Source organism: Paenibacillus rhizoryzae (assembly GCF_059686995.1).
This window is the reverse complement of the sequence record NZ_JCAALT010000004.1, coordinates 530,694-543,382: the sequence shown is the minus strand read 5'-3', so window position 1 is coordinate 543,382 and position 12,689 is coordinate 530,694. Positions and strand designations below refer to the sequence as shown.

Genomic DNA, 12,689 nt, shown 5'->3' with positions numbered 1-12,689 from the left:
ACGATGCTTTTTATTGTCCTGCTAGCTTCGGAACACAGAAGGACTGGTTCCGGTTATTTTCTTGAACACGTTGCAGAAGTAGTTCTGATCCTCGTAGCCGACGAGCTGCGAGATCCGGGCGATTTTGAGCGTTGTCGTCCGCAGCAGTTCCTTGGAGCGCTCAATTCGCACCTTGGTTAGATAGTCATTGAAGCTGATGCCGACGACCGTCTTGAAGCGTTTGGAGAAATAGTTCGGATGAATGAAATACGTCTCCCCAACCCACTGCAGGGACAGCTCCTCCGCATAATGAACCTCGATGTATTGTTTAACGCTCTCGATAATTTCGTCGCAGGATTGATCGGTTCCCCGGTTCAGCATGCCGCTGAGACGCTGCAGCTGCTGCTCGATAATGTCGATAATATCCTTCCAGCTTCGGAGATTATCCAAGCTGGCAATTGGCGTGCCTAGGTTCCAATTGGGCAGATCAGTCGCGGTCTTGGCTGCATGCTTTCGCAACAGATGAACGATATCCGTGTAGAGATACTCCACTTGCTCGTATCTGGCGCCGGATGTTTCGGCGAGCGTGCGGAACAGCTGGCCCGCATAATCCAGAAACTCCTGATGCCTACCGTCCTCGAGCATCGCGCTAAGACCGCGTTCTGCTTGAACGAAGACGCGCGGGTAGGCGGATGCGGCCGAGGAGGCAGGTTCAATCTCGGTATAGACGTTGCCGTTGCCAAAGAGCAGGCGATTCTGCAGCACCTTGCGCGCTTCCATACAGGAGAGGCGAAGCTGCGTCATCTCTTGCTTGATGCCGCCAAGGCCAATTGAGATCACAAGACCCAGATGTTGTTTGATCCACTCTACGGTTTGATGGAAGGTTTCGATCAGCCCTTGCAGCTCTAGTTCGCTCCGCGATCCGAGGAAAACAACGATCTCCTCGGAGTGGTAAGCATGCTTGAATGCCAGAAATTGAATACCGGCCTCAGCGGCGAGTGTGTTCTCGATAATATTCTGAATCGCGAACCTCGCAAGCGGCTCTTCGTTCTCTTGAAAGCGAGAAGATTCGTTGCGGTACACGATCTTGACCGATGCGCCGACGAAGGAAGTGCATTGCATGAGACTCATGGGAATCCCATCCCAGCGGGGCTCCTGCTCCGAGATCAGATGAGTCAATTGGAAGTCGAGCGGCTGCAGATTACTCTGGCGTATCATATCGCTTAGCTCGCTCAGCTTGCTGCGATCGGCCGCTTCCTGCTGTTCTTTCCGCAGCTCCTCGCAAATGCCTTCGAGCAGCACGTTCAGCTTCTCTTTGTCGATCGGCTTAAGCAGATAGTCTCTTACATTATAGAGAAGCGCTTCGCGCACATATTCGAACTCATCAAACCCGCTGATGATCACGAATTTCGTTCGCGGGAAATTCACCCGTGCAGAGTTGATGAACTGCAGCCCGTCCATCCCCGGCATGCGAACGTCGGTCAGGACGATATCCGGCTGACAATTCGCCAGCTGAAACATGGCTTCAAAGCCGTCACCGGCTTCACCTGCAAGCTGTAAGCCTAGCGGCTCCCAGGCGATTTTGCGAATTAACCCTTCTCGAAGCAACGGCTCATCATCTACGATCAATACTTTCATCGGTACCGCCTCCTGCCGTTTGCTTTGGCAATACAAAATAAATCCGTGTTCCCGATCCCGGCTTGCTGTCGATGACAACCTGAGGATCGGTATCATAATACATCTGGATCCGTTTAAAGACATTGGCGAGTCCGATCATCGTTCGAGAGGAAACCTGGCGGGACATGATGTCATTCGGATCGCTAAGCTTGCGATGAAACAGTTCTATAATGGCCGGTTCCATGCCGACGCCGTTATCTTCGACGATAATTTGCAGCGAATGCTCATCGAGGCTCATGAGTGAAACGCGGACAAATTTGTAGCCCACCTTCTGCTCCAGTCCGTGGATGATCGCATTCTCTACAAGAGGCTGAATGAGAAACTTCGGCAGAATAAACGAGTCGATTTGCTCATCGGTATGGATCTCATAGTGGAACTTCTCGGGAAAACGGATTTTGTAAATCGATAGATATTGGTTTAAGTGATCCATTTCTTCCCGGATCGTGGCAATGTTCCCGCCGTTCAAGTTGTACCTGAGCATCTTGCCAAGTGCCAGACAGATATAGGAGATTCGCTCATCGCCATGAATAGATGAGATGCTGTCGATGGTGCTGAGGGTGTTGTACAGGAAGTGAGGATTGATTTGCGTTTGCAGCGCTTTGATCTCCGCTTCTTTCTTCAGCAGCTCCGTTTCATACACCTTGGAAATAAGCGTGCTGATTTCGGATGTCATCTTATTGAAGCTGTGCTGAATGGTAGAGAGCTCATCCGCGCCTTTAACTTCAATGAACGCTTGAAAGTCGCCCATCTCTACGAGCTTCATCTTCTTATTCAATTCCTTAAGCGGACGCGTAACACTGGCGGCAATGATGGAACCGAGCAGCATGGCGATCAAGAAGCTGATGGCAGCGATGAGAATGAGCGTATTTCGGAACGTATCCACCTTCTGCAAAATCCGGTCAAGCGGCACGCTGCCGATGACGACCCAATCGCTGACGCTAAGCTTGCGATAGAAGCCGATATTGGTGTTCTCATCGTCGTCCTCGAACCGGAAATCCATGTATTTCTGATTTACTTGCGCTTCCTTGTAGCCGGTGAATAATGGGGTGCCGGCAATCGATTTGCCGATCTCTTCTTCGTTGCGGGAGTACACAATATGACCGCTTGTATCCGCGATATAATACGTACTGCCGTCATCATTCTGTAAGCCCAGCAAGGTTTTCTCCAGCACGCGGGGATCAATATCGATCTTGATGTAGCCGATGGGATGCTGGGCATTCATCGTAATTCGTTTCAGCAGCTGAATGTAGCTGATGGTTTTGACAGGTGTTACCGTTGTGCTGATTGTTGTGTAGGACACGCCCCAGAAAGGGAAACCATCCTGATCGAGCGCCTTCCGGTACAAGATAGCTTGTTCCTGATCCAGCAGCTTTCTTACGCTAGCATTGTAGTAGTAATAACTGCTGATCTGCTCGCCTTTTAGGTCCGTGATAGCGATGAATGATATGAGCGGGTTTTGTACTTTCTGGGAGGCGAGCTTGTTTCGATAATACTGCTGGGTATCAAAGTTGAGAGGGGCATCCAGAAATTTCTGCAGCGACGTATCGCTGAAGTAGCTGTATCCGGTATTTCCGATCGTCTTAAAATGGAGGTCGAGTGTATCCACCGTTTGTTCCGTCAGCTTCTCAAGGCCTTGCAAGGTGGAGGCTTCTAGTTCGTTGCTCATAATTCTATAGTACGAATAGCCCATGATAAAAGCCGTAAGGCTGATGACAATAAAGAAGGATAAAATCATTTTGCTGCGGAATTGATTGTTAAGACTTTGAAGGAAAGACCACATCTTGCTCAAACAAACCCCTCCAGCCACTGATAGCGCTTACTCCGAGTATTCGACAACTTCCGAAGTTTTCCTTTATTGATGATTCTGAATTTACAGATAAAAGTTAAAATATTGCTAATAGGATGTTAGGATATTACATAGAAAGCGCTCTCAATCAGGGACTATACTACAGTTGTAGAAGAAATCATTTAAGGGGAGGCAGTCAATTGAACAACGCAAAACGACTTAGAAGATGGACAGTTTTAGCATGTATCATGGTTCTGACGCTTATTGTTTCTGCTTGTGGGGGCGGTAATAACAACACAACAAACAACACAACTTCAGACAACACGAGCACGACAACGAACGCAGACACAACAACTACAGAAGCAACTGACAACACGAATAATGCTGCAACAAATGAAGCAGCTACTACAGATACACCGGCCGCGAACGTCGAAATTACGGTTTGGGACCAACCGACACCTGAAGATACACAGAAAGAGTTGAAAGAAGAGATCTATGCGCAATTCGAAACCGATAACCCTGGCATTAAAGTCAAGCATGAATTGATGCCGCAAGGTACGAACGACCGTGAAGTTTTCGTTACAGCAATGGCTGGCGGCAACGGACCTGATGCTTACCACGCAGCTCACTTCCCAATTATTGCTGACTGGGTTGGCCAAGGCCTTGCGCTTGACCTGACTCCGTACTGGGATGGATATGCGGACAAAGATAAATTTATCGCTTCCTCGATGCAAGCCGGCACAATCGACGGCAAAGTCTACGGCGTGCCTCACGATATGTATGTAACAGGTTTGTTCTGGAACAAGAAGATGTTCGAAGCAGCAGGACTTGATCGCGATACGCCTCCTGCAAACTGGGATCAACTGGTTGAGTTCGGTAAGAAGCTGACTAACGTAGACAAGAAACAATACGGAATCACGCTTCTGGGTATGGAGTGGGCTGACTGGTGGTTCGAGTACTATGTATGGCAAGCCGGCGGCGACCTGACGCACCTGCAGCCAGACGGTACTGTACAATTGGCCTTCACAGAAGATCCTTCCGTTAAAGCCCTTCAGTTCTACAAAGATTTGAAATGGACGCATAAAATCGTTCAAAATAACGTGCTCCAAAGCTACCAAGACAACATGAACGATATTTTCCAAGGCCGCGCAGCGATGTCCAATGCGGCATCCGGCGGATTCGGCGACTATGTTGCTCAAGGTATGGATCTGAATGATGTAGGCTTTGCACCGTATCCGGTAGGTCCTGGTGGCAAAGGTCCAGGCCAAATCGGCGGCGCGTACTGGATCATCAATCCTAAGACTTCCAAAGAAAAACAAGATGCAGCTTGGAAATACATCACGTACATGAACTCCAAAGAAGTGATGGAGAAATTCCTGCAATTCCAACAAGACAACGGAATGTTCCCGAACCTGCTGTCCGTTCGCAACGACGTGGATCCTTCCAAATTCGCGAAAGATATCTCACCTGAGCTCGTTGCTGCTGTAAACAAAGCGGCTTCCGATACTCACCTGGAGTACTTCTTGAAAGAGCGTCTTACTCCTTATGTAGTTAAAGCGGTACAAAAAGCGTTGACGGATGAGAAATCGGATCCGAAACAACTGCTTCAAGAAGCGCAAGATGCAGCTCAGAAAGAAGTTGTCGATGCGTATAACGCATCCGTGAAGAAATAATATGACGCAGGCGGAGGCAGCGAGCGGGCTAATCATGCCGTGAGCTGCTCCGCCTGTAATTCCGAAAGGAAGCGGAAGCGATGAAAACAGCTACCCAGCAGCAGCCGCAAGTGCGATTAAAGACACCTTACCGATTTAAGATATCGTGGACGCCTATCTTTTTCCTGACACCGGCTATCGTGTGTTTCTTGGTATTTAAATATTACCCGCTGCTGCAAGCCGTATATATGGGTTTCTTTGATTACAAGGTCATTAACCCGCCCGGCAAGTTTGTCTGGCTGGATAATTATAAGTATTTATGGCATTCGACGGAGTTCTGGAACGCGCTCCGGAACACCTTTGCTTTCTTTTTTATTTATTTCATACTTACGTTCTGGGTGCCTATTGTCCAAGCGGTCTTGTTAAACGAAGTTAAATTTGCCAGCAAAACGATGCGTTCGTTGTACTTGCTCCCAACTGCCGTTCCGTCAGTAGCAGGCTACCTGCTTTGGAAATGGCTTTATAATCCGGATTACGGGTTATTGAACTACCTGCTCAGCTTCATCGGACTTGGTCCATATGGCTGGCTTAACGATCCCGCTATGTCCAAATGGTCGATTGTACTGCCGGGCGTGTTTGCAACCGGAATGGGGATGCTCATCTACTATTCGGCGCTTCAGGGTATTCCGAGCGAGAACGTTGAGGCAGCCAAGATCGATGGTGCCGGGCCTTGGCGCAGAATGACCGCGATCGTGTTTCCAAGCTTGAAGTTCGTTATTGGGATTCAGTTTATATCGTTTATAAGCGGTGTATTCCTAACGTTTGACCCGATGTACATTATGACTGGCGGCGGACCGGCGAACAGCACGCGGACACTGGCGATGCTCGTGTTCAATAGCTCCTTTAAGGAGTTCCGATTTGGGGTAGCGGGTTCGATCTCACTCGTTATGTTCGTAATCATCGCGCTGATCACTTATTTGCAGCTTAAATTGTCCAACAGGGATTAAGATGATTGGTTTGAGAAGACTTCCAGTCGACTCAGCATTCATCTAATTTGGAGGATCCGGAAAGGAGTATCTCATGGCTGGACGCGGACGCATTAAGGAGAAAGGCGGATTATCCGTCAAAATCGTCTCCTACTCAGTTGCCATTTTTTTTATTCTAGCTTCGATCGTTCCGCTTGTCTGGATGATCAGTTCATCAATGAAGGATAATATTTCCATTTATAGCTTTCCGCCTAAATGGGTTCCCGAGGTGCCCAAAACCGTAAGCGTAACGCTCAATTACGATGGCGCGGATATTTCGAAGCCTGAAGAGTATGAGCTGGATGCCATGGAGGCTATTTGGTTCACTTGGAAAAGAATGCAGAATGAAGCAGTCGGCGCGATGAAGGTAACGGGCGTGAAAGATGGCGTCATCGTTTATCAAGCATCGATGCCCGCTTATAACTTTACGGTTGGACGGCCGCAGATCGTTCCGACCATGGTGGCTACGCATGCGGTTATGAAGAACAAGCTGGCCAAAATCCGTGCCGGGAAATTAACAACGTTCGATTTCAAAGGTGACGGCGGCGCTTATAAGGGCTCCACTGAAATTGCAGCGGAATTGCCGGTTCACGCGACAAACGCGCTGAAATGGCTTACGGAATCGAAAGTTGTGAAAGGTAAAGTGCTCACCATCTCTGAGGTGAAGGACTGGAAAAGGCTGTTCGACAATTACATCGTGCTTTGGAAAAAATCCGGTGACGAAAGCAAAGGCGCCAATTTCGGGTTCCCGCATTTCTTATTGAACAGCGTGATCGTAACCGGGTCAACCATTATCCTGCAATTGCTGATCGGCGGAACGGCAGGCTATGCGCTTGCACATCTAGTTCGGAGCAAAGTGGGTACGTGGTTGACGCTGTTCTTCGTTGCTACGATTATGATTCCGGAAATCGCAATCCTCGTTCCGCTTTATTTAACGATGGATAAACTCCATCTGGTCAACTCGCTGTGGGGGATTATATTGCCGCATACGGCGTGGGGGATCGTTATCTTCTTGTTCAAAGGATTCTTCGAACAACTGCCTGGCGAACTGCTGCAGGCGGGACGCATCGACGGCGCCTCCGAGTTTAAGATTTTCTGGAGAATCATCGTACCGATGTCGGCCCCGATTTTTACGGTTGTTGCCGTAATGACGTTTATTGCGGTATGGAATGAATTCCTTTGGCCGCTTGTTGTTGCTCGGACGCAAGACGTCTGGACGTTCACCGTTGCACTTAATGACTTCCAGCAGCGGCAAAGCATGGGGTCCAACGTCATTATGTCCAGCTTAGTTATCGCTACGATTCCGCTCATGCTGATCATCACTTCCTGTCAGAAACTCATCGAGAAGGGTGTTTCTTTCACAGGCTTGAAAGGGTAGGGGACTTACGTGGATCGCAAAGTTGCTTTAGTAACAGGCTCAGGGCGCGGGATCGGCAGAGGCATTGCGCTTGCCTTTGCACGATCCGGATATGATGTGTGTGTTAATTACAATACAAGTGCGGAGATGGCACAGGAAGTCGTGCGTGAGATTAATGCCCTCGGCGTGAAGGCGGAGGCCGTACAGGCGAATATCTCCACGCTCGAAGGCGTCGAATCGTTGTTCGAGCAATTTAACAGCCGTTTCGATAGGTTGGATGTGCATGTCAACAACTCAGGCATCACGCGGATGAAGCCTTTCCTTGAAACGCCGCCGGAGCTGTTCGATGAGGTGTTCAATACCGATTTGAAAGGACTCTATTTCTGCTCGCAGCAGGCGGCGCGGCTGATGGTCAAGAACGGCACGCGCGGCGTTATCATTCAGATCAGCTCCAACCATGCCGAAGGAACATGGGCGAACTCCACCGTCTATGCCGCGGCGAAGGCAGCTGTGAACAAGCTGACGAAGAACATGGCTCTCGACTTATCCCCTCATGGCATTCGGGTTGTCGGCATCGCGCCGGGCTACACGAATAATGGCTGGGGCGATGGAAATGAGCGCATTCAGAAGGCGATTGCATCGGTCTCATCTCGTATTCCGATGGGACGATTCTGTACGCCCGCTGAAGTCGGCGAAGCGGCTGTATTCCTAGCTTCCGACAGCGCGGGTTATATGACGGGAACGACCATGTTTATGGACGGCGGCGCATTGCTCCCGGTCTGGGCTGAGAAAGGTAACGGTTAGTTTCTAGCTGCTCAATGAAACCAGTATAGGACGTAAAGGAGATAGGAAGCTGTGAAAATAACAGATTTGAAGCTCTATCATGTGAAACCTCGCTGGTTGTTTCTGAAGATCGAGACGGATGAAGGCATTGTTGGCTGGGGCGAGCCGATCGTCGAAGGTCGTGCCCTTACTGTAGCTACAGCCATCGAAGAATTGAAACGTTACCTGGTCGGCGAAGATCCGCTTCGTATTGAGCATCACTGGCAGGTCATGTACCGGGGAACGTTCTATCGCGGCGGTCCTGTCCTGGTCAGCGCTATAAGCGGAATCGAGCAGGCGCTATGGGATATTAAAGGCAAGTTCTACAACATGCCTGTCTATGAAATGCTCGGCGGCAGAGTGCGCGATAAAATCCGCATGTACTGCCATTGCCACGGGGAGACACCTGAGGTGTTCGCAGCGAATGCGAAGCGCAGGGTAGAGTCCGGCTTCAATGCGATCAAAACAGGTGTAGACGCTCCGGTGCGGCAAGTCGATTCGCTGGCTTTCGTGGAGAGCCAAGTGAACAAGTTCATTGCGGTCCGCGAAGCCGTGGGCAGCGGGGTAGACATCGCGATCGACTTCCACGGCCGAGTCAGCCCGGCTATGGCGATTCGCCTTGCCGCAGCACTCGAGCCGTATTATCCGATGTTTATCGAAGAGCCTTGCTTGCCTGAGAATGTGGACTCGCTCCTGCGCGTTGCCCAATCGACAAGCATTCCGATCGCAACAGGTGAGCGATTGTTCACACGCTGGGGTTTCCGTGAAGCGCTGGAGAAAGGCGCGATTGCCATCGTGCAGCCGGATCTGTGCCATGCCGGAGGGATCTTCGAAGGACGTAAAATCGCCGCTATGGCGGAGACTTACTACGCTTCCATCGCGCCGCATAATCCGCTTGGACCGATCTCGCTTGCAGCCTGCTTGCAGCTCGACGCTTGCACGCCGAACTTCTTGATCCAAGAGCATCCGTCGATGGCGGAGAAGTGGGACCTCGGTGAAGGCTACTTGAAGAAGCCGTTTGAAGTCATCGACGGCCATGTCGCGATCCCGCAAGGGCCTGGCCTTGGGATCGAAATTAATGAAGAAGCGCTCATTGAACGCGGCTACGCAGGCGACTGGGATACACCTCGCCTTGCGTACGACGACGGCTCGTTCGCAGAGTGGTAGAATGATAGGCCGCTCTCTCTGGCAAGTACGGAGAGGGCGGTCTTTTTGCTGCTTGGAGTGGATAATGCTGAAGCGGTAGCAGTAGCGGTAAAGGAAGTGGCAACGGCAGCGGCAACAGTAGCAGCACGAACACCAACAGCGGTAACAGTAGCAGCAGCACCAACACCGATATTAGCACCAAGACCAAGACCAACACCAATACCAACGCGAGCACCAGCACGAGCACGAGCACCAACACCAACACCAACAAGAACACCGACACCACACCGACACCGACACCGACACCAACACCGACACCGACACCGACACCAACACCAACACCAACACTAGCACCAACACCGATATTAGCACCAAGACCAACGCGAGCACCAGCACGAGCACGAGCACCAACACCAACACCGACACCGACACCGACACCGACACCAACACCGACACCGACACCGACACCGACACCGACACCGACACCGACACCAATTATACTGATTGTTGTTGGTGATACGGCTAACGAATCGTGAGAGCCTTATTTGCTCGAGAATCGCCACTATTTAATTCTAACGAATCGTGAAGGTCTTATTTGAGGGGGAATATAGCCAAATAGTGCATTTCTAACCGAAATAAGGCCCACAGGATTCGTTAGATCTTCAAACCCAGTCATTTTGCTCAAATAAGGCTTCCAGGATTCGTTAGAAACCCGGCTCAGAGTTTTCGGAGTCTCATATGTACACTGTGCTGCTCTCACACGTCTGGCAGTAAAGCAGTAAAGTTGTAAGAAAGCTGAGAGTTCGATTTCTCGACTTTCAGCTGTAGATCGGCGAGTTTTCAGCACTGAGAGTTCGTTTTTCGTACTCTCAGCATTTATCGCGTGGAGATTCTAGTTAGTTAGAGAGCTGAGAGCTCGATTTTTGAACTTTCAGCAGCATATCGGCGAGTTTTCGGAGCTGAGAGTTCGTTTTTCGTACTCTCAGCACCTATCGCGTGGGGATTCTAGTTGGTTTGAGAGCCGAGAGCCTCGATTTTTGAACTTTCAGCAGCAAATCGGCGTGTTTTCGGAGCTGAGAGATTGATTTTCGAACTCTCAGCATTCATCACACGAGGGCACTCATTTTTGTGGAGCGGTTCGGCGGGGGATCGGCATAGAAGGTTGCCATTAAGTTGTTAGTTACGTCGGAACGCCAAGCTCTAATACTTTGACATACATACAATCGACAGCTAACATGAAGGCAACTAGGGCTGATACTGTAAAAAGCCGGCCGCGATAAAGGTGGAGTGTGAGGATCGATGCAAGCGAAGCTGGAGCTTATCGTCCGTTCAACGGAAATCGATGTGAACGGGCATGTGAACAATGCCAAGTACTTGGAATACCTCGAATGGGGGCGTGAAGCATGGTATGAGCAGGCAGGCTTGCACTATGATGTGTTACTCGCTATGGGCGTTCAAACCGTTACGGTCAACATCAATATCAACTACCGAAAGGAGTGCAGGCAAGGGGATCGGCTGACCGTTACGACAATGCCGGAGCGGGCTGGGCGAAGCAGCTATGTACTCAAACAAGAGATCGTAAACGTGAAGGGCGAGCTGTGCGGGGACGCGGTCGTGACTTGTGTGACGATGGATTCGAACACGCGCAAGAGCCGGGAGCTGCCGCCGGAGCTGCGGAGTCAGTTTTAGCCGGAGATGCTGTATTACAGGATGGCAAATAGGAAATCATGGGAAAGAAGCGATGCATGCTCGTAGATGCATCGCTTCTTTCATAGAAATAGAAGAAACACCATTTCACTTTGGGTATATAGAAAGTAAGCCAATACAATGAAACCATTCGTATAAGGAGGTAGTCGCGATGAGCGATTTTCGCATTGAGAAGGATTCCATGGGGGAGATACAGGTGGAGGCGCACCGGCTGTGGGGAGCGCAAACGGAGCGAAGTCTGCATAATTTCAGAATCGGTACGGAGAAGATGCCGCGCGAGTTAATTACCGCATTTGCTTATCTGAAGAAAGCAGCAGCAACGGTGAATGGAAGCATGGGGAAGATGGATGTGCTTAAAGCGGAAGCTATCGCGGTTGCAGCGGATGAGGTTATTGAAGGCATGTGGCAGGAGGAGTTTCCGCTTGCCGTATGGCAGACGGGGAGCGGCACGCAGTCCAATATGAACGTCAATGAAGTGATCGCAAGGCGCTCGGCGCAGCTGCTGGAGGAGAAAGGTCATGCGGCGGCTGTTCATCCCAACGACGACGTCAACCGCTCGCAGAGCTCTAACGACACTTTTCCCACCGCAATGCATATCGCCGCGCTAATTGCCGTAGAGGACCTTCTCTTGCCGGCCATCGCGCAGCTCAAATCCACCCTAGAACAGAAGAGCGCAAGCTTCATGGATGTGATCAAAATCGGTCGTACCCATCTGCAGGATGCCACACCGCTCACGCTTGGCCAGGAGATCAGCGGCTGGGTCCGGATGCTGGAGAAAGGGGAACGGAACATTAGAGCAAGCCGCGAAGAACTGCGTGAGCTTGCGATCGGCGGTACAGCCGTGGGTACGGGACTGAACGCCCCGCCGGGCTTTAGCGAGAAGGTATCGGCGGAGATCAGCCGACTCACAGACAAGCACTTCATAAGTGCGCCGAACAAATTTCACGCACTGACGAGCCATGACGAGATCGTCTTCGTGCATGGCGCAATTAAAGCGCTCGCCGCGGATTTAATGAAGATCGCCAACGACGTTCGCTGGCTCGCGAGCGGCCCGCGCTGCGGAATTGGCGAGATTCGGATCCCGGAGAATGAGCCGGGCAGCTCCATCATGCCGGGGAAGGTCAATCCGACGCAATGTGAAGCGCTGACCATGGTCGTCTGTCAGATCATGGGCAATGACGCGGCGATCGGCTTCGCGGCCAGCCAAGGAAACTTCGAGCTGAATGTGTTCAAGCCTGTCATCATTCACAACTTCCTGCAGTCGACCCGAATTCTCAGCGATGCGATCCGCTCCTTCGATGAGCATTGCGCGGTTGGCATTGAGCCGAATCGGGAAGCCATTGCCCGGCATCTCAACGAGTCGCTGATGCTCGTTACGGCGCTTAATCCTCATATCGGTTATGAGAATGCGGCGGCCATTGCGAAGGCTGCTCATAAGGAAGGCCTGACGCTGCGCGAGGCTGCGATCCGAAGCGGGCTAATTACAGCTGCCAAGTTCGACGAAGTAGTGAGAGCAGAAGAGATGATCTGACAAATTC

Annotated in this window: 9 protein-coding genes; 7 read left to right on the top strand and 2 right to left on the bottom strand. The window is 50.8% G+C overall.

Annotated elements, in window-relative coordinates; all coding sequences use genetic code 11:
• Positions 1-21: 21 nt before the first annotated feature.
• Positions 22-1,617, bottom strand: a complete 1,596-nt coding sequence (locus tag AC6ESO_RS14890; RefSeq protein ID WP_497092019.1) for a response regulator — start codon at positions 1,615-1,617, stop codon at positions 22-24.
• Positions 1,595-3,436, bottom strand: coding sequence for a sensor histidine kinase (locus AC6ESO_RS14885; RefSeq protein ID WP_497092151.1), 1,842 nt, complete (start codon positions 3,434-3,436; stop codon positions 1,595-1,597). Before AC6ESO_RS14885 ends, AC6ESO_RS14890 begins: the two co-directional genes overlap by 23 nt.
• 206 nt (positions 3,437-3,642) lie before the next feature.
• Here AC6ESO_RS14885 and AC6ESO_RS14880 point away from each other — a divergent pair, with 206 nt between their 5' ends.
• The 7 genes from AC6ESO_RS14880 (at position 3,643) to fumC (ending at position 12,682) form a co-directional block, all read left to right on the top strand.
• Entirely contained in the window at positions 3,643-5,115 is a 1,473-nt protein-coding gene (locus AC6ESO_RS14880; RefSeq protein ID WP_497092018.1) for a sugar ABC transporter substrate-binding protein, read from the top strand.
• Positions 5,116-5,195: 80 nt separating this feature from the next.
• Positions 5,196-6,101 carry a carbohydrate ABC transporter permease gene (locus AC6ESO_RS14875; protein ID WP_497092017.1) on the top strand — a complete coding sequence of 302 codons (906 nt, stop codon included), beginning with the start codon at positions 5,196-5,198 and terminating at the stop codon, positions 6,099-6,101.
• 73 nt (positions 6,102-6,174) lie between these two features.
• Positions 6,175-7,497: a carbohydrate ABC transporter permease gene (locus tag AC6ESO_RS14870; RefSeq protein WP_497092016.1), complete on the top strand. Its 1,323-nt coding sequence runs from the start codon at positions 6,175-6,177 to the stop codon at positions 7,495-7,497.
• A 9-nt stretch (positions 7,498-7,506) separates the two neighbouring features.
• On the top strand, positions 7,507-8,280 hold the full coding sequence (locus AC6ESO_RS14865; RefSeq protein ID WP_497092015.1) for an SDR family NAD(P)-dependent oxidoreductase: 774 nt from the start codon (positions 7,507-7,509) through the stop codon (positions 8,278-8,280).
• Positions 8,281-8,331: 51 nt separating this feature from the next.
• Positions 8,332-9,465, top strand: coding sequence for a galactonate dehydratase (dgoD, locus tag AC6ESO_RS14860; protein ID WP_497092014.1), 1,134 nt, complete (start codon positions 8,332-8,334; stop codon positions 9,463-9,465).
• A gap of 1,278 nt (positions 9,466-10,743) precedes the next feature.
• Entirely contained in the window at positions 10,744-11,133 is a 390-nt protein-coding gene (locus AC6ESO_RS14855) for an acyl-CoA thioesterase (RefSeq protein ID WP_497092013.1), read from the top strand.
• Between the two features lie 169 nt (positions 11,134-11,302).
• On the top strand, positions 11,303-12,682 hold the full coding sequence (gene fumC / locus AC6ESO_RS14850) for a class II fumarate hydratase (protein WP_497092012.1): 1,380 nt from the start codon (positions 11,303-11,305) through the stop codon (positions 12,680-12,682).
• Positions 12,683-12,689 lie beyond the last annotated feature (7 nt).

What these genes read in the sequence shown, in the direction of transcription:
- fumC (WP_497092012.1), top strand. Translation starts at nt 11,303, where the DNA reads ATGAGCGATTTTCGCATTGAGAAGGATTCCATGGGGGAGATACAGGTG.
- AC6ESO_RS14855 (WP_497092013.1), top strand. Translation starts at nt 10,744, where the DNA reads ATGCAAGCGAAGCTGGAGCTTATCGTCCGTTCAACGGAAATCGATGTG.
- AC6ESO_RS14885 (WP_497092151.1), bottom strand. Translation starts at nt 3,436, where the DNA reads ATGTGGTCTTTCCTTCAAAGTCTTAACAATCAATTCCGCAGCAAAATG.
- AC6ESO_RS14890 (WP_497092019.1), bottom strand. Translation starts at nt 1,617, where the DNA reads ATGAAAGTATTGATCGTAGATGATGAGCCGTTGCTTCGAGAAGGGTTA.
- AC6ESO_RS14870 (WP_497092016.1), top strand. Translation starts at nt 6,175, where the DNA reads ATGGCTGGACGCGGACGCATTAAGGAGAAAGGCGGATTATCCGTCAAA.
- AC6ESO_RS14875 (WP_497092017.1), top strand. Translation starts at nt 5,196, where the DNA reads ATGAAAACAGCTACCCAGCAGCAGCCGCAAGTGCGATTAAAGACACCT.